Annotated in this window: 1 protein-coding gene; it reads right to left on the reverse strand. The window is 73.3% G+C overall.

Going from position 1 to position 24,021, the window contains the following annotated elements:
* Positions 1–2: 2 nt before the first annotated feature.
* The gene (locus tag CG719_RS31050; RefSeq protein ID WP_100572056.1) at positions 3–23,975 is read right to left on the reverse strand and encodes a non-ribosomal peptide synthetase; all 23,973 of its coding nucleotides are present in this window, start codon (positions 23,973–23,975) and stop codon (positions 3–5) included.
* Positions 23,976–24,021: the final 46 nt, after the last annotated feature.

Raw genomic sequence — 24,021 nt, forward strand, 5'->3', positions numbered from 1 at the left:
GGTCAGTCCTCCTGTTGGGGAAGGGGGTTGTCATCGGTGGCCTCGGCGAGGCGTGCGGCCAGGATCGGTCCGATCTGGGCCAGCGAGCCGGCTTCGGTCATCCGGTTGTGCCGGGTGGTGATCTCGTGCGATTCGATCCGGCCCGCGATGTACGGGCGCCAGGTCGCGGGCCCGGCGTCGTCCCCGCCGCGGTCGATCGTCGAGTTGAACAGCAGCAGGTCGCCGTCGAACCTGGCGGGGACGAAGTCGACCGCCAGCTTCGCGTTGTTGATCATGATGTGGACGATGACCTCGATCTGCTGCTCCGTCAGGCCCTGCAGCGCGCTGCCCCGCCGGTTCAGGACCTCGGCGACCTCGCCGTAGGTCAGCTCCCGGTCGCCCAGCTCGTCCGGGTCGACGTCGAGCACGCCGACGAGCACGTCCCGCTCGGTGGGCACGGGCATCTCCTCGAACTGCACGTCCTTCACCGGGTAGGCGTCGAGGATGGCCAGCAGCGCGGTCCGCGCGCCGCGCGCCTGCAGCTCGCAGGCGAGCGCGTGGGCGATCAGGCCGCCGGCGGACCAGCCGAGCAGCAGGTACGGGCCCTCGGGCTGGATCTTGCGGATCTGGTCGGCGTAGTCGGCCGCCATCTCCTCGAAGGACGTCGCCAGGGGTTCGGGGCGGCCGAGGCCGCGCGCCTGGATCGCGTAGACCGGGTGCTCGGAACCGACGTGGTTGAGAAGCCCGCTGTAGGACCAGCTGATGCCGCCGCCGGGGTGAATGCAGAACAGCGGCGTGCCGGTCCCGGTCGAACGCAGCGGCAGCACCACGTCCAACGCGTCGTCGGGGTCGTCCATGACCAGGCGCTCGGTGAGACCGGCCACGGTCGGTGCCTCGAACAGCATGCGCAGGCCCAGTTCCAGGCCGAGGGTCTCGCGGACGCGGGAGGCAAGGCGGGCGGCCAGCAGCGAGTGCCCGCCCAGATCGAAGAAGTTGTCGTCGATGTGCACCTGTTCCCGGCCGAGTACCTCGGCGAAGAGGTCGCACAGCAGTTGCTCCCGCGGCGTCCGGGGGCCGCGTCCGGTGCCCTGCGCCCCGTACTCGGGGGCGGGCAGGGCGGCCCGGTCCAGCTTGCCGTTGGCGGTCAACGGCAGCGTGTCCAAGGTGACGAACGCCGACGGCACCATGTAATCGGGCAGTTCACGGCGTAGCCGTCCGGAGAGCTCGCCCGCCTCGGGCGGGCCCTCGGGGGCGGGCACCAGGTAGGCGACAAGCCGCTTGTCGCCGGGCCGGTCCTCTCGGGCGATGACGGCCGCCTGGGCGACGCCCGGGCAGCTCGCGAGGATCGCCTCGATCTCGCCGGGCTCGATCCGCAGGCCTCGGAGCTTGACCTGGTGGTCGGTCCGTCCCGCGAACTCCAGTGTGCCCTCGGCCGGCCACCACGCCAGGTCGCCGGTGCGGTACATCCGGCTCCCGGGCGGCCCGTACGGGTCGGCCGTGAAGCGCTCCGCCGTCAGGCCGGGTCGGCCGAGGTAGCCGCGGGCCACGCCCGTCCCCGCAAGGTACAGCTCGCCGACCAGGCCCGTGGGCACCGGCCGCAGGCGGTCGTCAAGGACGTAGGCGCGCATGTTCGCCATCGGCCCGCCGATCGGCACGGTCGCGGCGTGCTCGGGGAGGGTGTGCACCGGGTGGCAGGTGGCCAGGGTTGTGGCCTCGGTGGGCCCGTAGCCGTTGACCACCTCGATGCCGGGGCAGACTTCCAGCACCCGGGCGACGGCGGCCGGGGAGACCACGTCTCCGCCGGTCCACACCTCGCGGACCCCCGCGAGCAGGCCCGGCCTCTCCTCGGCGACCAGGCGGAACAGGCCGGCCGTCAGCCACAGTCCGGTCACTCCGTGCGTGCTGATCGTGTGCTGCAGCAGGTCGAGGTCGAGCCGCTCGGGTGGTCCGACCACGACCCGGCCACCGTTGAGCAGCGGCACCCACAGCTCGTAGGTCGAGAGGTCGAAGGCGGTCGGGGAGTGCATCAGCACCCGCTCGTGTCCACCGCCGCGCCATTCGGGGGTGAGCGCGAGGCCCACCACATCGCGGTGGGTGACGGCCACGCCCTTCGGCCGGCCGGTCGAGCCGGAGGTATACATCACGTACGCCAACTGTCGCTGGTCGCACCGTACTTCGATGCCGGAAGAGTCGGGCTCACTCTCGGTCAACGCGGTCAGCACGTCCTCGGTGAGCACCAGCGCGGCCCCGGCCTCCTGGAGGATCAGGTCGATGCGGGACTGCGGGAAGCGCGAGTCGAGGGGCGCATAGGCGCCGCCCGCCTTGATGATCGCCAGGAGCGCCACAACGAGGTCCGCCGAGCGGTCCAGCAGCACCGCGACCGGTGTCTCCGGCCGTACGCCCTGGCGGAGCAGTGCCCGCGCGAGGCGGTTGGACCGCTGGTCGAGTTCCCGGTAGGTCAGCTCGGTGGCGCCCGCCACGACGGCCACGGCGTCCGGGGTGGCGCGCACCTGGCGGGCGAACAGCTCCGGCAGCGCGGCCTCGGGCAGCTCGACCGCGGTGCCGGTGGATTCGTCCAGCAGCCGACGGCGTTCCTCACCCGACATGATGTCGATCCGGCTGATCGGCCGGCCGGGGTCGGCGACCGCCACGCGCAGCAGCCGTGCCCAGCGCTCGAACAGAAGCTCCACGGTGGCCGGGTCGAACAGGTCGGTGGCGTACTCCACCGCGCCGACCAGGCCGTCGGGACCGCCGTCCGGGCGGAACTGCTCGGCCAGGCTGAACGTCAGATCGACCCGCGAGGTCCCGGTCGACGCCTCCAGGTGGCCGGTCGACAGGCCCGGCAGCGCGAACTCGCCCACCGGCGCGTTCTGCAGGGCCAGCATGATCTGGAACAGCGGGTGGTGCGACAGCGAACGGGCGGGATTGACCACCTCGACCAGGTATTCGAACGGCACGTCCTGGTGGTCGTACGCGGCGAGCGCCTTCTGCCGCACCCGGCCGAGCAGTTCGGCGAAGCCGGGATCACCGCTCGTGTCGGTGCGCAGCACCAGAGTATTGACGAAGAAGCCGACGAGGTCGTCCAGCGCCTGGTCGATACGGCCGGCGATCGGGCTGCCGATCGGGATGTCGGTCCCGGCACCGAGCCGGGTGAGTAGCGCGGCGAGGCCGGCCTGGAGCACCATGAACATGCTGGCGCCGCGCGCGGCGGCCAGGTCCCGCAGTGCCTGATGCAGGTCGGCGTCCAGCCGGACCACGACCCGGCCGCCCAGCTGGGAGGCCACAGCCGGCCGAGGCCGGTCGGCGGGCAGCTGCACCTGCTGCGGAATTCCCGCCAGCTCGTCCTTCCAGTAGGCCAGTTGCTGGGCGAACAGACTGTCCGGGTCGGCGGCGTCACCGAGCAGATCGCGTTGCCAGCAGGTGTAGTCGGCGTACTGCACCGGCAGCGGGGACCACTGCGGCTCCTCGCCACGGCAGCGCGCCGTGTAGGCGGCCGCGAGGTCGCCGGCGAGCGGCCCCATCGACCAGCCGTCGGCGGCGATGTGGTGCACCAGGACCAGCAGCACGTGCCGGTCGGGCGCGAGTGCGTACAGCTCCGCCCGGACCGGCGGCTCTGCCGCCAGGTCGAAGCCTCGCCGGGCCGTCTGCGCCAGCCGCTCGGCCAGCCGGCTCTCGTCGAGCTCGATCACCGGCAGCTCCGGGTGCGCCTGCGAAGCGCTCAGCACGACCTGGTACGGCACGCCGTCCGTCTCACGGAAGACCGTCCGCAGGCTCTCGTGCCGGGCGATCACGTCCGCGAGCGCAGCGTGCAGGGCCGGGCGGTCGAGTTCGCCGGTCAGGCTCAGCGCGAGCGGCATGTTGTAGGTGGCGCTCGGCCCGTCCATCCGGTGCAGGAACCACAGGCGGCGTTGAGCGAAGGACAGTTCCACGCGTTCGGGTCGCGGCTGCGCGGTCAGGGCGGGGCGCGCCGTGCCGGAGCCGTCAAGGCGGGCCGCCAGTCCGGCCACGGTCGGCGTCTCGAACAGCGTCCGGACTTCCAGCTCCGTGCCGAGGGTCGCCCGGACGCGGGAGGCCAGACGGGTCGCCAGCAGTGAGTGTCCACCCAGGTCGAAGAAGCTGTCCTCGACGCCGACCTGGGCCAGGCCGAGCACCTCGGCGAACAGCTCGGCAAGGAGCTGTTCCTGCGGGGTGCGCGGCGCCCGCCCGGCTCCGGCCGGCCCGAGGTCGGGCGCGGGCAGCGCGCGGCGGTCGAGCTTGCCGCTGGCTGTCAGCGGCAACGTCTCCAGCGCCACGAACGCGGACGGGATCAGGTAGTCGGGCAGTCGCCCCCGCAGCCATTCGCGGAGTTCGCCGATGAGGGCGCCGGTGTCCCGGCTGCCGGTCGGGCGGTTGGTCAGCGACGACAGCGGCCTGCCGGCAGTCCGGGCCGGCCGGTACGGCTCGACCGGGGAGCCGTGAAGCGCCCGCGGGTCGGCGAAGACGACGTCCAGGGCGTCGGCCACGGTGGCCGACCAGGTGACGCCCACCCAGCGGTCGAACTCCAGCCCGATGGCCCGGAAGTCCTCCGGGTCGGGGAGTTCGCTCACTTCCGGGCCGTGCAGCCGCTCCAGCAGCTCGGTGAGCGAGCCGTCGCCGTTCTGCACCGCCCGGGCCAGGGCGGACTCCCGCACCACGCGACGGTTCGGCACCCCGGTGATTCGCAGCACGTCCACGTGCGGCCGGGCGAGCAGCTCGCGCAGCTCGTCGAGTCCGGCGACCTGCCGCCCCCACGCCAGCTCGACGGACCGGCTCGGAACCACCGGACCGACCGGCGGCTTGTGCAGCGTCACGTCGTAGCGGTAGCGGGTCAGTTCGTTGTGGTGGCGGCCGCGCTTGACCTCCACGGCCACCGCGCCGATGTCCGTGCCGCGCTCACGCAGGACGGTGAAGAAGTCCGGGTCGACCAGGAGTTCCTTCTCCACCCGGACGGCCTGCTCCACCGTGCGGCGCACCGCTGCGAGGTCGCCGTCGGCACCGGTCCGGTGCAGCTGGACCGCGGTGGCCAGCGCTCGCAGCAGCCGCAGGTTGCGGACATCGCCGACGAAGAGCGTGCCGCCGGGGGCGAGCAGCCGCATCAGCTTCCCGATCACGTCAGCGAGGTATTCGGCGGACGGGAAGTACTGCACCACCGAGTTGATCACGATGGTGTCGAACCGCCCGGCCGGCAGGCCGTCGGTGTCGTGCGCAGCGCGGGTCTGCAGCACGACACGCTCAGCCAGGTCGTCCTGGCGGGCGACCTGCGCGGTCAGCGCGTCGACCGCCGTGGCGGAGAAGTCCGTCGCCCAATAGGTCTCGCAGTGCGGTGCGACCTGCGAGAGCAGCAGTCCGGTGCCGACGCCGACCTCCAGCACCCGACGGGGGCGCAGGGCCAGGATGCGGGCCACGGTGGTGTCCCGCCACTCTCGCATCTGCTCGACAGGGATCGGGATCGGGCTCGCGTCGTAGCTGCTGTTCCAGCCGACGAAGTTCTGGCCGAAGTCGGCTTCCTCAGGGGTGATGGGCAGGGCGTCGTAGATGTCCTGCCACTCGCCCACGTGGTCCGCTTCCAGGCCACTGTCCCGGGCCTCGTCCTGGTGCGGGACGACGTAGCCGACGAGCCGCTCGTCCTGGGCGAGAACGGCGGCCCGGGCGACGGCGGGGTGCTCCGCCAGGGCCGCCTCGACCTCGCCCGGCTCGACCCGGAAGCCGCGCACCTTCACCTGGTCGTCGGCACGGCCGACGTACTCCAGCTGGCCGTCGCCCAGCCACCGCACCAGGTCTCCGGTGCGGTACATGCGCTCACCGGCCCCGAACGGGCAGGCGACGAACCGTCCGGCCGTCAGACCCGGCCGGTTCAGGTAGCCGCGCGCCAGTCCCGCGCCCGCGACGTACAGCTCCCCTGCCATACCCGTCGGCACCGGCCGCAGCCGCTCGTCCAGGACGTACACCCGGGCGTTGGCGATCGGACGGCCGATCGGCGGCACACCCGCCCCCGGGGACAGCGGGTCGCTCATGGTCGCGCACACCGTGGTCTCGGTCGGACCGTACGCGTTGACCATGCGCCGCCCGGACGCCCAGCGGGACACCAGCTCCGGCGGGCACGCCTCACCCGCCACCACCAGTGTCGGCACCTTCACCGCGCCCTCCGGCACGGCGGCGAGGACGGACGGGGGCACGGTCACGTGGGTGACCGCGAGGTCCCGGTCGGTCAGCGCGGCGACCGGGTCCGCCGTCGGGGGCAGCACCAGGGCCGCGCCGCGCAGCAGTGCGGTGTAGATCTCCGAAACCGAGGCGTCGAAGCTGGGCGAGGCGAACTGGAGCACCCGGCTGTCGGGTTCGATCGCGAAGCGCTCGATCTGTGCGGCGACCAGGCTCGCGACGCCGCCGTGGCCGACCACGACGCCCTTGGGGCGGCCGGTCGAGCCCGAGGTGTAGATCACGTAGGCCGGATGCCGGACGTCGAGCGCGACCACGGGGTCGGTTTCCGGCCATGCGGACACCTCGGTCACCAGCGCCGGGTCGTCGACCATCAGTGCCGGCCGGGCGTCCGCCAGCATGTACGCGATCCGCGCCTGCGGGTACGCCGGATCCACGGGCAGGTACGCGGCCCCGGCCTTCAGCACGCCCAGGACGGCCACCACGGACTCCACCGAGCGCGGCAGGGCCACAGCCACGGTCTGCTCCGGGCCGACGCCCCGAGCGATCAGTGCATGCGCGAACCGGTTCGCCCGGGCATTCAGCTGCCGATACGTCAACTCGGCATCGCCACACACCAGCGCGACCGCGTCCGGTGTCGCCACCACCTGCGCCGCGAACGCCTGCGGCACCGGGACGGCCTGCACCTCCCGGGCGGTCGCGTCGCCCTGTTCCAGCAAACGGTGCCGCTCGTCGGCGTCGAGGATTTCGATCCGTCCGATCGACCGGTCCGGGTCGGCGGTGACCGCCTCCAGGAGGTGCGTCCAGCGTCTGGCGAGGGCTGAGACCGTCGAGCGGTCGAACAGGTCGGTGGCGTACTCCACCGCGCCGACGATCCCCGCCGGGCTGCCGTCCGGACCGAACTGTTCGACGAGGCTCACACCGAGGTCGAACTTGGCGGTTCCGGTGGCCACCGCGTAGGTGGCGACGTCCAGGCCGGGCAGGGAGAACCGGCCCATCGGCGCGTTCTGCACGGCCAGGATGGTCTGGAACAGCGGGTGGTGGGACAGCGAGCGGGACGGGTTCAGCGCCTCCACCAGGTGCTCGAACGGCACGTCCTGGTGCGCGTAAGCCGACAGCGCCGTCTCCCGCACCCGCCCCAGCAGCTCGGCGAAACTCGGATCGCCGCTCGTGTCGGTGCGCAGCACCAGCGTGTTCACGAAGAACCCGACCAGATCGTCCAGCGCCTCGTCGGTACGCCCCGCGATCGGACTCCCGATCGCGATGTCCGTGCCCGCACCCAGCCGCGTGTACAGCGCCGCCAGCGCCGCCTGAAGCACCATGAACAGGCTCGCGCCCGACTTTCGGGCCAACTCCACCAGGGCGGCGTGCAGTTCGGGGCTCAGCTCCAAGCCGACGTGGTCCCCGCGCCAGCCGGCGACGGCCGGCCTCGGCCGGTCGACGGGCAGCTGGAGCAGCTCCGGGAGGTCGGACAGCTGACGCTTCCAGTAGTCGAGCTGCTTGGCGAACCGGCTCTCCGGGTCTGTGGCCTCGCCGAGCAGGTCGCGCTGCCACAGCGTGTAGTCCGCGTACTGCGCCGGCAGGGCCGGCCAGTGCGGCGCGCGGCCCTCGCACCGGGCGGCGTACGCCTCGGCCAGGTCACGTGCCAGCGGGCCGGTGGACCAGCCGTCCCCGGCGATGTGGTGCATCACCAGCAGTAGCACGTGCTCGTCCGGCGCGAGTGCAAACAGCTCCGCCCGCAGTGGCGCTTCGGCCTCCAGGTCGAAGGGCTGTCGGGCGGACTCGGCGAGCCGCTCGCCCAGTTCGGCCTCCGACACCTCGGTCAGCCGGGCCCGGGGCCGGGCCTCGGCCGGGTCCAGGATGAGCTGGCAGGGTACGCCGTCGACCTCCGGGAAGACCGTCCGCAGGCTCTCGTGCCGGGCCATCACGTCGGCCAGCGCCTCGTCGAGCGCCGCCCGGTCGAGCGTTCCGGTCAGCTGGAGTGCGAGCGGGATGTGGTAGGTCGCGGCGGCACCGTCCATGCGGTGCAGGAACCAGAGTCGGCGCTGGGCGAAGGACAGCGGCACCGCCTCCGGCCGCTCGTGCTCGGTCAGCGCCGGGCGGGAGTGGTCGGCCTCGGCCAGCGTCCCGGCCAGGCCCGCCACGGTGGGCGCCTGGAACAGCGCGCGCAGCCCCAGCTCCACGCCGAGTACCGAGCGCACCCGCGCGGCCAGCCGGGTGGCGAGCAGGGAGTGACCGCCCAGGTCGAAGAAGCCGTCGTCGACCCCGACCCGCGGCACGCCCAGCACCTCGGCGAACAGCTCGCACAGGATCTGCTCCTGCGGCGTACGCGGAGCCCGGCCGCCGGCGGTCGCGCCCGGCTCCGGCGCGGGCAGCGCCGCCCGGTCCAGCTTCCCGTTCGGCGTCAGCGGCAGTACGTCCAGCACCATGAAGACGGCCGGCACCAGGTAGTCGGGCAGCCGGTCGCGCAGGTACGCCGCCAGTTCCGCAGGGCGGACGGCCATGTCGGGACGGGCCGCGACGTAGCCGATGAGCCGGTCGTCCTGGGCGAGCACGGCGGCCCGGGCGACGGCGGCGTGCTCGGCCAGCGCCGCCTCGACCTCGCCGAGTTCGACGCGGAAGCCGCGCACCTTCACCTGGTCGTCGGCACGGCCGACGTACTCCAGCTCGCCGTCGGTCCGGCGGCGCACCACGTCCCCGGTGCGGTACATCCGCGCACCCGCCGGGCCGAACGGGCAGGCGACGAACCGCCCGGCCGTCAGCCCGGGCCGGTTCAGGTACCCGCGTGCCAGACCGGGACCGGCGACGTACAACTCCCCTGCCACCCCCGGCGGCACGATGCGCAGCCGCGCGTCGAGGACGTACACCCGGAAGCCCGCGACCGCCCGGCCGATCGGCGGTACACCGGACCCCGGGGACAGCGGGTCGCTCATGGTCGCGCACACCGTCGTCTCCGTCGGACCGTACGCGTTGATCATCCGCCGGCCCGGCGCCCACCGGGCCACCAGCTCCGACGTGCAGGCCTCACCCGCCACCACCAGGGTGGCGGCCGTGACGTCGGCGCTTTCCAGCGCCGCCAGGGCCGACGGCGGAAGTGTCACATGGGTGACGTCGAGCCGGCGGTCCGTCAGGGCCTCCAGCGGGGCCTCGGACGGGGGCAGGACGAGGGCGGCCCCGCTGAGCACGGCACTGCACAGGTCCCAGAAGGACGCGTCGAAGCTGAGCGAGGCGAACTGGAGAACCCGGCTGCCCGGAGCCACGCCGAGCCGGTCGACCTGCGCCGCCACCAGGCCCGACACGCCGGTGTGGCTCACCACGACGCCCTTGGGCCGGCCCGTCGAACCTGAGGTGTAGATCACGTATGCCGGGTGTCGGGCGTCCACCACAACACCTGGATCGGTCTCCGGCCGGCCGGAAGCCTCGGCCACCAGTGCCGGATCGTCGATCACCACGGCGGGCCGCGCGTCGTCCAGCATGAACGCGATCCGCGCCTGCGGGTACGCCGGATCCACGGGCAGGTACGCGGCCCCGGCCTTCAGCACGCCCAGGACGGCCACCACGGACTCCACCGAGCGCGGCAGGGCCACAGCCACGGTCTGCTCCGGGCCGACGCCCCGGGCGATCAGTGCATGCGCGAACCGGTTCGCCCGGACATTCAGCTGCCGATACGTCAGTTCGGTATCACCGCAGACGATCGCGACCGCGTCGGGTGTCGCCGTCACCTGCTCCGCGAACAGCTCCGGCAGGCTCATCCCGGCCGCCTCGCCCCGGACGGCGGGCAGCAGCTCGCGGCGCTCCTCGGCGGACAACAGGTCGATCCCGCCGATCGGCCGGTCGGGCGCGGCGGCGACCGCGGTCAGCAGCCTGGTCCACCGGGCGACCAGGACCTCGACCGTCGAGCGGTCGAACAGGTCGGTGCTGTATTCGACCGCGCCGCTGAGCCCGGCCGGCGCTCCGTCGGACCCGTGCTCCTCCGCGAACCCGAAGGTCAGGTCGAGCCGCGCGGTCCCGGTGAGCACGGTCACCCCGGAGACCCGGAGACCCGGCAGCTCGAAGTCACCACCCGGCGCGTTCTGCACGACCAGCCCGGTCTGGAACAGCGGGTGGTGGGACAGCGAGCGGGACGGGTTCAGCGCCTCCACCAGGTGCTCGAACGGCACGTCCTGGTGCGCGTAAGCCGACAGCGCCGTCTCCCGCACCCGCCCCAGCAGCTCGGCGAAACTCGGGTCACCGCTCGTGTCGGTGCGCAGCACCAGCGTGTTGATGAAGAACCCGACCAGATCGTCCAGCGCCTCGTCGGTACGCCCCGCGATCGGACTCCCGATCGCGATGTCCGTGCCCGCACCCAGCCGCGTGTACAGCGCCGCCAGCGCCGCCTGAAGCACCATGAACAGGCTCGCGCCCGACTTTCGGGCCAACTCCACCAGCGCCGCGTGCAGTTCGGCGTCGATCCGGAGTTCCAGCAGGTCGCCGCCGTACGACATGGTGGCCGGGCGCGGCCGGTCGGCGGGCAGGTGCAGCTGGTCGGGCAGCCCGGCCAGCGCCTCCGTCCAGTAGGTGATCTGGCGGGCGAACACGCTGTCCGCGTCGTGCTCGTCGCCGAGGATCTCGTGCTGCCACAGGGTGTAGTCGCCGTACGTCACCGGCAGCGGCGGCCACGCCGGCGCCACGCCACCCTGCCGGGTGGTGTAGGCCGCGGCGAGGTCGCGGGCCAACGGGCCCATGGACCAGCCGTCCCCGACGATGTGGTGCATGACCAGCAGCAGCACGTGCTCGTCCGGCGCGAGTGCGAACAGCTCCGCCCGCAGCGGTACTTCCGAGGTCAGGTCGAAGCCACGCACCGCCGCCTCACGCAGCAGGGTGGGCACTTCCGCCTCGCCGGCCGCGCGTACCGTCAGCGGGACGGCCGCTTCGCTGGTGTCCAGCACCCGCTGGTACGGGACTCCGGCGGTGTGCGGGAAGACCGTGCGCAGGGTCTCGTGCCGGGCCACCACGTCCGCGAGCGCGGCACACAGCGCGGCCCGGTCGAGGTCGCCGGACAACCGCAGGGCGAGCGGCATGTGGTAGGTGGCGCTCGGCGCCCCGAACTGCTGGAGGAACCAGAGCCGGCGCTGGGCGAACGACAGCGGCATCGGTTCGCGGCGGGGCTGGGGTACCAGGGCCTGCCGCGCGGTGCCGGCGTCATGCAGCCCGGCCGCGAGCCCGGCGGGTGTCGGCGCCCGGAACAGGCTGCGCAGTTCCAGCTCGACCCCGAGGGTCGCCCGGACCCGCGAGACCAGCCGGGTGGCGAGCAGGGAGTGCCCGCCCAGGTCGAAGAAGCCGTCGTCGACCCCGACCCGCGGCACGCCCAGCACCTCGGCGAACAGCTCGCACAGGATCTGCTCCTGCGGCGTGCGCGGAACCCGGCCGCCGGCGGTCGCGCCCGGCTCCGGCGCGGGCAGCGCCGCCCGGTCCAGCTTCCCGTTCGGCGTCAGCGGCAGTGCGTCGAGCAGCACGAACGCGGATGGCACGAGGTGGTCCGGCACCCGGTCGCGCAGGTGCGCTGCCAGCGCCGCCGTGGTCGCCCCGGTCCCGGCCAGGGGGACGACGTACGCGACGATCCGGTCCTCCCGGGCGAGCACCGCGACCTGGGCGACACCCGGGTGCGCGGTCAGCTCGGCCTCGATCTCGCCCGGCTCGACCCGGAACCCGCGGACCTTCACCTGGTGGTCCACCCGGCCCGCGAACTCCAGCTCGCCTCCCCCAGCCGCCGGACGGGGGTGCCCCCCGGCGCGCCAGCGGACCAGGTCACCGGTGCGGTACATCCGCGCGCCGGGCGGACCGTACGGGTTGGCGACGAATCGCGTGGCGGTGAGCCCGGGCCGGTTCAGGTAGCCGCGGGCGAGTCCCGCACCGGCGAGGTACAGCTCGCCCGTCACGCCGGGGGCGACCGGTTGCAGGGCCGAGTCCAGCACGTACACCTGGCAGTTGGCGATCGGCCGGCCGATCGGTACCGGCAGCGGGCAGTCGGCGGGATCGGCCGGCAGCGGGTAGGCGGTGATCACATGGGTCTCGGCGGGGCCGTAGTGGTTGTGCAGCTCCCGGCCCGGCCGCCGGGCCTGGAAGCGGCGTAGGGCACCGCCGAGGCGCATCGCCTCGCCGGCCTGCGCGATCAGCCGCAGCTTCGGCAGCTCCAGGCCGGCCTCCTCAGCGGCCTCGGCCAGCGCCTCGACCACCAGGTTGGGCGCGAACAGCTCCTCGACCCCGTGCCGGTCCAGCCAGCGGGCGAACAGCTCGGCGCTGCGGCGCTGCTCCTCGGTCGGCACCACGAGGGTCTTGCCGTACAGCAGCGCGGAGAGCGTCTCCTGCACCGAGACGTCGAAGCTGATCGCGGTGAACTGCGCGGTACGCGTGCCAGGTTCGCCACCGACGGCCCGGTGGTGCCACGCCAGCAGGTTCAGCAGCCCGGCGGCGGGCATCACCACGGCCTTGGGCCGGCCGGTGGAGCCCGAGGTGTAGATGACGTAGGCCGGGTGCCGGGGGTCCACGGCAATGGCCGGATCGTGCTCCGGCAGCTCGCCGTCCGGTGTGACGGCCGCGAGGTCGTCGAGCACCACGACCGGGCGCGCGTCCTGAAGCATGTACGCGATGCGGGCGGCCGGGTAGTCCGGGTCGACCGGAAGATACGCCGCGCCCGTCTTGAGCACCGCGAGGACAGCGACCACCAGCTCGGCCGAACGCGGCAGCCGCAGGGCGACGACCTGCTCCGGCCCGACTCCGCGCGCGATCAGCGCGTACGCCAGGCGGTTGGCCCTGCGGTTCAGCTCCCGGTAGGTCAGCACGGTGTCCTCGAACACCACGGCCGGGGCCTCCGGCGTCGCCCGGACCTGCGCCTCGAACAGAGCCGGCAGGCCGGCATCATGAGCCGGGCACGCGGTGTCGTTGCGCACGACCAGCAGCTCGTGCCGTTCCTCGGCGGTGAGGACGTCGATCCGGCTCAGCGGCCGGTCCGGCTCGGCGACCACCGACGCCAGCAGACCCAGCCACCGGGCGACCAGTGCCTCCACCGTGGCGGAGTCGAAGAGGTCGGTGCTGTACTCGACCCGCCCGACGATGCCCTCGGCCGGGCCGCCGCTGCCGCCGCGCTCCAGCAGGTGGAAGCCGAGGTCGAACATCGCCGTCGGCGTCCGCACCAGGAGGATCTCGGCGGCCAGACCACTCAGCGCGAACTCGGTACGGGGCACGTTCTGCAGCGCGAGCAACACCTGGAACAGCGGCTGTCGGGCAAGCGAACGGGACGGGTTGAGGGCCTCGACGACGTGCTCGAACGGCAGGTCCTGGTGCGCGTACGCGGCCAGCGCGCCCTCGCGGACCCGGCCCAGCAGCTCGGCGAAGGTCGGGTCGCCACTGGTGTCCGTGCGGAGCACCAGGGTGTTGACGAAAAACCCGACGAGGTCATCCAGGGCCTGGTCGGTCCGGCCGGCGATCAGGCTGCCGACCGGGATGTCCGTTCCCGCGCCGAGCTTGTCCAGCAGCGATGCCAGGCCGGCCTGCAACACCATGTACACGCTGGCGCCGTGCTCCCGGCCCAGCCGGATCAGCCCGGCATGCAGTTCGGCGTCCAGTTCGACCGCGAGGTGGCCGCCCGAGCAGGAGGGGGTCGCGGGGCGAGGACGGTCGACGGGGAGCCGGATCTGCTCCGGCAGGTTTGCCAACTGCTGCGTCCAGTAGGTCTGTTGGCGGGCGAACAGGCTGTCCTGGTCGGCCGGGTCGCCGAGCAGGTCGTGCTGCCACAGGGTGTAGTCGGCGTACTGAACGGGCAGCGGCGCCCACTGCGGTTCCTCGCCCCGGCAGCGTGCCGCGTACGCGGTGGCCAGGTCAGCGGCCAGCGGGCCCAGCGACCAGCCGTCACCGGCGATGTGGTGCATCACCAGGAGCAGCACGTGCTCGTCCGCGGAGACTCCGAACACCTCGGCGCGCAGTGGCGGTTCGGCCGCGAGGTCGAATCCGCGCACTGCGGCCCCCGCCAGCAGTTCCGGCAGGTCCGTCTCGTCGGCCGTGGTGAACGACAGCCTCGGGCGCGCCTCTCCGGTGGCCAGTACCTGCTGGTAGGGCACGCCGTCCGCGGCCGGGAAGACCGTGCGCAGGGTTTCATGCCGGTCCACGATGTCGCCCAGCGCCGCCTCCAGGGCCGCCAGGTCCAGTGGTCCCGAGAGCCGCCACGCGAGCGGCATGTTGTAGACCGAGTCGGCGCCCTCCAGCTGGCGCAGGAACCACAGCCTCCGCTGAGCGGACGACAGCGGCACCAGCTCGGACCGCTCCGCCCGCCCCAGGCCGGGCCGGGCCCGGTCCGCGCCATCCAGCGCGGCGGCCAGCCCGGCCACCGTCGGGGTCTGGAACAGGGTGCGCAGCGCCAGTTCCACGCCCAGGGCCGCACGGACCCGGGCCACCAACCGGGTGGCCAGCAGGGAGTGCCCGCCCAGGTCGAAGAAGTCGTCGTCGACACCGACCTGAGACAGACCCAGCACCTCGGCGAACAACCCGGCCAGCACGTGTTCCTGAGGAGTGTGCGGGCCGCGGCCGACCCGCGACGCCGCGTACTCGGGCTCGGGCAGGGCGCGCCGGTCCAGCTTGCCGTTGGCGTTCAGCGGCAGTGCGGCGAGGGAGACGAACGCGGCCGGCACCATGTAGTCGGGCAGCCGCTCGCGCAGGTGCGCCCGCAGGTCGTCCGGGCGAAGCTCCGCCCCGCCGGCGGGCACCAGGTAGGCGACCAGGCGGGTGTCCTCCGCCCGGTCCTGCCGGACGATCACGGCGGCCTGCACGACCTGCGGGTGTTCCGCCAATGCCGCCTCGATCTCGCCGAGTTCGATCCGGTATCCCCGGACCTTGACCTGATCGTCGGTGCGGCCGAGGAACTCCATGTTCCCGTCCGAGCCCCACCGCACCAGGTCGCCGGTGCGGTACATCCTCGTGCCGGCCGGACCGAACGGGTCCGCCACGAACCGTCCCGCGGTCAGGCCCGGCCGGTTCAGGTAGCCGCGTGCCAGCCCCGCACCGGCGATGTACAGCTCGCCCGGCACACCCGCGGGCACCGGCTGCAACGCTGCGTCGAGCACGTGCAGCCGGACACCGCCGAGCGGCCGGCCGATTACTTGGCGCTGGCTCGACTTCAGCGGCGCGAAGACCGAGTCCACCGTGCACTCGGACGGCCCGTAGTAGTTCAGGGAGAACACCCCGTCGGCCGCCCGCAACCGCTCCCACAACTGCTCGGGAACGGTCTCCCCGCCCAACCCGACCACCGACGGACGCCACTGCGGGTCGTTCAACAGGCCGTGTTCGACGAGGACTTGCAAGTAGGACGGAGTGCCGCCGACAGTGTCCAGCCCGGCCCGCGCTGCGTACTCGAGGTAGGCGTCCGGGTCGGACCAGGTCGCCTCGTCCAGGACGTGCAGCTCGTGGCCGGCGTACAGGGCGAACATCTGGTCGCAGGAGGCGTCGAACGACACGGATGTGGTCAGCCCCATCCGCAGCGGCTCCCCCGTCCGGAAGACCAGCGGACACTGGTTGGCGAACAGGTTGCGCAGGCCGCCGTGCGTCGCCACCACGCCCTTGGGCTTGCCGGTGGAACCGGAGGTGTAGATGACGTAGGCCGGATGGCCCGGATCGATGGCCACCGCAGGGTCCGTCGACGGGCACCCCGCCACCAGCGCGGCCGTCTCCGGGTCGTCGGCCACCAGCCACCCGGTGGGACCGGTCTCCGGCAGTCGGCCCCGGGCTCGGGAGTCGGTCACCACCAGGACCGGCCGGGCGTCGTCGAGCATGTATTCGACGCGCGCGGCCGGGTACTCCGGATCGACCGGGAGGTACGCGGCGCCGGTCTTCAGCACCGCGAGGATGGCCACAATCAGCTCGGCCGACCTCGGCAGGGCCACTGCCACCAGCCGCTCCGGCCGCGCGCCCCGCGCGATCAGCGCATGCGCCAGCCGGTTCGCCCGCGCGTCCAGCCCCGCATACGTCAGCGATGCTTCCGGCCCCACCACCGCGACGGCGTCCGGAGTCGCACGCACCTGAGCCCGGAACAGCTCCGGCAGACTCTCGGTGAAGGCCTGGGCCGCCGGGCCGGTACCCAGCGCCGTCAGCTCACCGTGCTCCTCGGCGGTGAGCAGGCCGAAGCGGCTGAGCCTCCGCTGCGGGTCGGCGACCACGGCGCGGAGCAGCCGCTCCCACCGCTCGATCATCGTCTCGACGGTGGCCGGGTCGTACAGGTCTCCGCTGTACTCGACGGACCCGTCGATCCCCTCCGGGGAGCCGTCCTGCGCGTGCCGCTCGGACATGGTGAAGAGCAGGTCGAGCTTGGCGGTGGTCGACGTCGACGGCATGTCGCCGACGCGCAGCCCGGGCGGCGCGAAGTCCGCCCGGGGTGCGTTCTGCAGCACCAGCATGACCTGGAAGAGCGGGTGGTGCGCCAGCGACCGGACCGGGTTGAGGGCCTCGACCAGGTACTCGAACGGAAGGTCCTGGTGCGCGTACCCGGCCAGCGCGGTCTCCCGGACCCGGCCCAGCAGTTCGGCGAACGTCGGATCGCCCGAGGTGTCGGTACGGAACACCAGGGTGTTGACGAAGTAGCCGACCAACTCGTCCTGCGCCTGGTCGGTCCGGCCCGCGACCGGGCTGCCGACCGGGATGTCGTCGCCCGCGCCCAGCTTGCTCAGCAACACCGCCAGCCCGGCCTGAAGCACCATGAACAGGCTGGTGCCGTGGGCGCGGGCCAGCTCGCGCAGCCCGCGGTGCAGCTCGGCGTCCAGCCGGGCACGCACGGAACCGCCCCGGTGCGAGGCGACCGCCGGGCGGGGCCGGTCGCCGGGCAGCTGCAGCTGCTCCGGCAGATCGGCCAGCTGCCGGGTCCAGTAGGCCGCCTGGCGGGCGAACAGGCTGTCCCCGTCGGCCGCGTCGCCGAGCAGCTCGTGCTGCCACAGGGTGTAGTCGGCATACTGGACGGGCAGCTCCTCCCACTGCGGCTCCTCGTCGCGGCAGCGCGCCGCGTAGGCGGTGGTCAGGCCCTGCGCAAGCGGGCCCAGCGACCAGCCGTCACCCGCGATGTGGTGGAGCACCACCTGGAACACGTGCTCGTCCGCCGCGAGCTCGAACAGCCCGGCACGCAGTGGCACATCGACCGACAAGTCGAACCGTTGGGCCTTCGCTTCCGCCATGGCGGCTGGCAGCTCGGCCTCGGTGGTCCGGCTCACGAGCAGCCGCGGGCGGGCTGCCACGACGTCCAGCACCTGCTGGTACGGCACGCCGTCGACCGCCGGGAAGACGGTGCGCAGGCTCTCGTGCCGGGCCACCACGTCCGCCACGGCGGCTTCCAGGGCCCGCCGGTCCAGATCCCCGGAGAGCCGCCAGGCCAGGGAGATGTGGTAGTTCGCGCCGGCGCCCTCCAGCTGGTGCAGGAACCACAGCCGCCGCTGCGCGAACGACAGCGGGATCGCCTCGGGGCGCTCGCGCCGTGCCAGGGCGGCCTGCGCGGGTCCGGCCGCCACCAGGGCGGCGGCCAGGCCGGCCGGGGTCGGCGCCTCGAACAGGGTGCGCAGCGGCATTTCCACGCCGAGCGTCGCGCGGATCCGGGCGGCCAGGCGGGTGGCCAGCAGCGAGTGCCCGCCCAGGTCGAAGAAGTCGTCTTCGACGCCGGCCGATGCCACGCCCAGGACCTCGGCGAACAGCTCGCAGAGGATCTGCTCCTGCGGGGAGCGCGGCGCGCGAGCGGTGGCTGCCGGGGCGAGGTCGGGGGCGGGCAGCGCCCGGTGGTCCAGCTTGCCGTTGGCGGTCAGCGGCAGGGCGTCCAGCATGACGAACGCCGACGGCACCATGTACTCCGGCAACCGCTCGCGCAGGTGCGCGCGCAGTTCGGCCGAACTCGGTGCGGTACCCGCGGCCGGCACCAGGTACGCGACCAGCCGGGTGTCGTCGGCCCGGTCCTGCCGGGCCAGGACGGCGACCTGGGCCATGCCGGGGTGCGCGGCCAGCACCGCCTCGATCTCGCCGAGCTCGATCCGGAAGCCGCGCACCTTCACCTGCTGGTCGGCCCGGCCGACGTAGCGCAGGCTGCCGTCCACCGCGCGGCGCACCACGTCGCCGCTGCGGTACATCCGCGATCCCGGCGGTCCGAACGGGTCGGCCACGAAGCGCCCGGCGGTCAGGCCGGGCCGGTTCAGGTAGCCGCGAGCCAGGCCGGCGCCCGCGACGTACAGCTCGCCGGGCACGCCCGGGGCCACCGGCCGCAGGTGGGCGTCCAGCACGTACGTCCGCAGGTCCGGAATGGCCGCTCCGACCTGGCCGGCGGCGGTTTCGGCCCCGTCGAGAGCCGCGTACGTGACGTGCACCGTGGTCTCGGTGATGCCGTACATGTTGACCAGCCGGGGCGCGTCGTCAGGGTGCCGCTCGTACCAGCTCGCCAGCCGGGCGTGCTCCAGCGCCTCACCGCCGAACACCACCGTGCGCAGCGCGAGCGAGCGGCCGGTCTCCGGGGCCTCCGCGTCCGCCTGCATCAGCTGGTAGAACGCGGACGGCGTCTGGTTGAGGACGGTCACCCTTTCGCCGGCAAGGAGCTCCAGGAAACGGCCGGGCGAGCGGCTGGTGTCGTGGTCCACGACCACCAGACGGCCGCCGTACAGCAGCGGACCCCACAGCTCCCACACCGAGAAGTCGAAGGCGTAGGAGTGGAAGAGCGTCCAGACGTCCTCGGCGGAGAAGCCGAACAGCCTCTCGGTGGTGCCGAACAGCCGCACCACGTTCCGGTGCGGGACCACCACGCCCTTGGGATCGCCGGTAGAGCCGGAGGTGTAGATGACGTAGGCAGCGTGGCCCGGGTCGAGGGGGACTTCCGGGTCCGTGTCCGGCAGCCCGTCCAGATCGGCGGCGTCCAGCAGCAGCCGGTCCACCGGGTCCACGCCCGGCAGATCGCCGATCCGGCTCGTGGTCACGAGGAGCGCGGGCCGGGCATCCTGGAGCAGGTAGGCGATCCGGGCGGCCGGGTACTGCGGATCCACCGGGAGGTAAGCGCCGCCCGCCTTCAGCACGGCGAGCACCGCCACGACCTGCTCCGCCGAGCGCGGCAGGGCCAGCGCCACGCGTTGCTCCGGGCCCACCCCCCGGTCGATCAGGGCGTGGGCGAGCCGGTTCGCGCGGGTGTTCAACTCGCCGTACGTCAGTGAGACTTCGCCGTCCGTGAGGGCGACGGCGGTCGGGTTCGCCCGTACCTGCCGCTCGAACAGCGCGGTCAGGCTGCTCTCCGACGGCCCCTCGCTCCGGTCGGTACGCGCCGGGAGCAGCGCGCGGAGCTCGTCGGCGGACAGCACGTCCACCTGGCCGATCCTCCGGCCGGGGTCCGCGACGACGGCGCGCAGAAGCCGCAGCCACCGCTCGACGATCCCGGTCACGGTGGCCGCGTCGAACAGGTCGGTGCTGTACTCCACCATGCCCGACAGACCGCCCTCGCCGGGCTGTTCGGCCAGGATGAAGGTCAGGTCGCACTTGGCCGTCCCGGTGTGGACCAAATCGGTCGCCACCCGCAGCCTGGGCAGATCGAACGTGCCGAGGGGCGCGTTCTGCAAGGCGAGCATGGTCTGGAACAGCGGATGGTGCGCCAGCGACCGGGCCGGGTTCAGTGCCTCCACCAGGTGCTCGAAAGGCACATCCTGGTGCGCGTACGCGGCCAGCGCGTAGGCCCGCACCCTGCCCAGCAGTTCGCTGAACGACGGGTCGCCGGAAAGGTCGGTGCGCAGCACCAGGGTGTTGACGAAGAAGCCGACCAAGTCGTCCGCGGCCTCGTCGGTGCGTCCGGCGATCGGCGTGCCGATCGGGACGTCGGTGCCCGCGCCCAGCTTGCCCAGCAGGGCGGCAAGCCCGGCCTGGAGCACCATGAAGAGGCTGGCCCCGCCGCCGCGGGCGAGCGTCCGCAGGCCCTGGTGGAGCTCGGCGTCGATCCGCACCGGCAGGTGGGCGCCCCGGTAGGACATCGCGGCCGGCCGGGGCCGGTCGAACGGCAACTCCACCTGCTCCGGAAGGTTCGCCAACTGCTCACGCCAGTAACCGAGTTGGCTGCTCAGCAGGCTGTCCTGGTCCGAGCCGTCGCCGAGCAGCTCCCGCTGCCAGAGGGCGTAGTCGGCGTACTGGACCGGCAGCGGCGACCACTCCGGCTTCGCGCCCTCGGCGCGGGCCGCGTAGGCGGCCGTGAGGTCCCGCGAGAGCGGCCCCATCGACCAGCCGTCGCCGGCGATGTGGTGCACCACCAGCAGCAGCACGTGCTCCTCAGCCGTCAGCTGGAAGAGTTCGGCGTGTAGCGGCGGCTCCTCGGCGAGGTCGAAGGCGTACCGGGCCGACTGTGCCAGCCGCTCCGGCAGCTCGCGTTCGCCGAGTTCAGTCACCCGCAGCCTCGGCCTGGCCTCCTCCGGGTTCAGCACCCGCTGGCACGGCACGCCGTCGACCGTCGGGAAGACGGTGCGCAGGCTCTCGTGCCGCTCGACCACGTCCGCCAGGGCGGCTTCCAGGGCCCGCTGGTCCAGGTCACCGGACAGCCGCAAGGTCAGCGGGATGTTGTAGGTGGCGCTCGGGCCTTCCATGCGGTGCAGGAACCACAACCGGCGCTGCGCGAAGGACAACGGGATCGCGTCGGGCCGCTCGCGCAGCCCCAGTGCCGGGCGCGCCCGGCCCGCGACGTCCACGGCCGCCGCCAGTTCCGCCACCGTCGGCGCGTCGAACAGGTCGCCGAGCCGCAGCTCCACGCCGAGGATCGAGCGGGCCCGGGCGACCAGCCGGGTGGCCAGCAGGGAGTGCCCGCCGAGGTCGAAGAAGCTGTCGTCCGGCCCTGGCTCGGCCACCCCGAGCACCTCGGCGAACAGCCCGACGAGCAGGTGCTCGGTCGCGGTGCGCGGTGCGCGGCCCGGCGCGGCGGGCTGTCGCTCGGGCGCCGGGAGGGCCCGCCGGTCGAGCTTGCCGTTCGGGGTCAGCGGCAGCGCGTCCAGCAGCACGTACGCGGCCGGCATCAGCTGCCGGGGCAGCCGGTCCCGCAGGTGTTCGCGCAGGGCGGTGCCGGTCACGGTGGCGCCGGGCTCGGGCACCGCGTAGGCGACCAGGCGGGGTTCCTCCTCGGTGCGCACCATCACGGCGGCCCGGGCTACCTGCGGGTGCTCGGCGAGAACGGCCTCGATCTCGCCGAGCTCGACCCGGAAGCCGCGGATCTTGACCTGGTCGTCGGTGCGGCCGAGGAACTCCAGGTTCCCGGCCGCGCCCCAGCGCACCAGGTCCCCGGTGCGGTACATCCGCGACCCGCTCGGCCCGAACGGGTCCGCGACGAACCGCCCGGCGGTCAGCCCCGGCCGGTCGAGATAGCCGCGAGCCAGCCCCGCGCCCGAGATGTACAGCTCACCCGCCGCACCGGTCGGCAGCGGCCGCAGGGCGCCGTCGAGCACGTACAGCCGGGCGTTGGTGACCGGTCGGCCGATCACGGGGCGTGGGCTCGACTCCAGGGGCGCCACCACCGAGTTGACGGTGCATTCGGACGGCCCGTAGAGGTTGAGGCAGGACACGCCCTCCGCCGCCCGCAGCTGCTCCCACAGCCGCTCCGGGACGGCCTCGCCGCCCGCCGCGACCAGTGCCGGGCGCCGCTGCGGATCACTCAACAGCCCGTGGGAGACGAGCACTTGGAGATAGGACGGGGTGGCCTCGATGTAGTCCAGTCCGCAGCGCGCCGCGTAACCGACGAAGGCGTCGGGGTCGGTCCAGGTGGCGTGCTCCAGGACGTGCAGCTCGTGGCCTCCGAACAGGGCGAGCAGCTGGTTCCAGGAGGCGTCGAAGGACACCGAGGTGGTCAGCGCCACCCGCAGCCGCTGCCGCTCCTTGAGTACCGGGGCCAAGTGCACCTGCCGGAGGTCGGTGAGCAGGTCGAGCAGGCCGCCGTGGGTCAGCAGCACGCCCTTGGGCCGTCCGGTGGAGCCGGAGGTGTAGATGACGTACGCCGGGAGGCCCGGGTCGACGGCCACCATCGGGTCGGCCGCCGGGCAGTCGGTCACCAGGGCGGCCGTCTCCGGGGCGTCGAGCACCAGCCGGTCGACGGGGCCGGCCTCCGGCAGCCGCCCCTCGCTGCGGGAGTCCGTGACCAGCAGGGCCGGCCGGGCGTCGTCGAGCAGGTACGCGATCCGGGCGGCCGGGTACTCGGGGTCGACCGGCACGTACGCCGCCCCGGTCTTCAGCACCGCGAGGATCGCCACCACCAGCTCCGCCGAGCGCGGGAGGGCCACCGCCACCCGCCGTTCCGGGCCCGCTCCCCGGGCGATCAGGGCATGCGCCAGCCGCTTGGCCCGCGCGTCCAGTTCCACGTACGTCAGCGAGACGTCGCCGCACACCAGCGCGACCAGGTCCGGAGTCGCCCGGACGTGCTCCCGGAACAGCTCCGGCAGGCTCTCGGCCGGGGCCGGCGCCACCGGCCCGGCGCCGAGCACCGCCAGCTCGCGGCGCTCCTCGGCGGTGAGCAGTTCGATCCGGCCCACCGGCTCGTCCTGGTCGCAGTCCGCCAGGGTGTCCAGCAGCGCGAGCAGCCGCTGCTGGTGGTCGGCGAGGTCGTCGGGGGCGTACGCCTGCGGCGAGCCGTGCAGCCGCAGCAGCGGCGGATTGCCGTCCCGGTAGTCGAAGACCCAGACGGCGAGGTCGGTGGTCGACCCGGACACGAAGTGGTGCACGGAGGCCGGATGCCCGGCGAAACTCGGCCTGGAGTTGAAGGCCATGATGTTGACGATCAGTGGGAACGCCGTCCCGATGCTGCCGGGGGCGCCCAGGTCCCGCAGCAGGTCCTCGCTGCGGTAGCGCTCGTGCGCGACGGCCGTCTCGACCTCCCGCGCCGCCTGGGCGACGAGTTCGCGCCACGGCATGTCCGGCCGCACCGACAGCCGCAGCGGCACCACGTTGGACATCGTGCCCGGCACCGCCGTCAGGTCGCGGTCGGCACCCCGACGGGCGGTGACGGGCAGGGCAAGCACCACGTCCTGGCTGCCAGTCAGCCGGTGGGCGTAGAGCGCCGTCGCCGCGACCAGCAGCCGGGACCACCGGACGCCGGAACGTCCCGCCGCCGCCCGCAGGGCGTCCGGGCGGCGCAGTTCCCGCTCTTCGGCCAGCCGGAGGGCGCGGTGCGGGTCGGTCACGGAGGTGTCGGTGAGCCGGGTCGGAGCGGGCAGGTCGGCGAAGCGCTCGGTCCAGTAGGCGCGGTCGGCGGCGAAGTCGGTGGAGGCGCGGTAGGCGGCGTCGCTGTCGACCAGGTCCCGCAGCGAGCCGAACGGGCAGGGCGGCACGGCGCCGCCGTCGGCCAGTGCCGAGTACACCTCGCCGACGCGCTGCCGGAGCATGGAGCTGCTGATCGCGTCCAATACCACGTGGTGGTAGTTCAGGTACCAGAGATACTCCGTCGGCGAAGCCTTGATCAGCGCGTGGCCGAACAGCGGGTCGCGGGCGAGGTCCAGCGGGCGCAGCAGGTCCCGTTCCATCCATTCCACGGCCGCCGCCCGGGGGTCGGGCTCCCCGCTGAGGTCGAGGTGGGCCGGAGCCCAGTCCCAGCTCTCCCGGAGGACCTGGCGCGGGCCGTCCCCATCGTCGACGAAGGTCACGTGCAGGGCATCGACCTCGTCGACCACCCGGCGCAGCGCGCTCTCGAACAGCTCCCGGTCCACCGGCCCGTGGATCTCCAGGCACTCGCCGACGCGGTAACCCGGAATCGGCGTCCGGGAGCGTTGCTCGGCGAGCCAGATCTCGCGCTGGGCCGCTGTCAGGGGAAGGGCGTCACCGTCGCGACGGGGCATGGCGGTATCTCCGAATGTATGGGCAGGCGTGGTGGCAGGGCGCGCC

Source organism: Streptomyces sp. CB01373 (genome assembly GCF_002803075.1).
Taxonomy (GTDB): Bacteria; Actinomycetota; Actinomycetes; order Streptomycetales; family Streptomycetaceae; genus Streptomyces.

What these genes read in the sequence shown, in the direction of transcription:
- CG719_RS31050 (WP_100572056.1), bottom strand. Translation starts at nt 23,975, where the DNA reads ATGCCCCGTCGCGACGGTGACGCCCTTCCCCTGACAGCGGCCCAGCGC.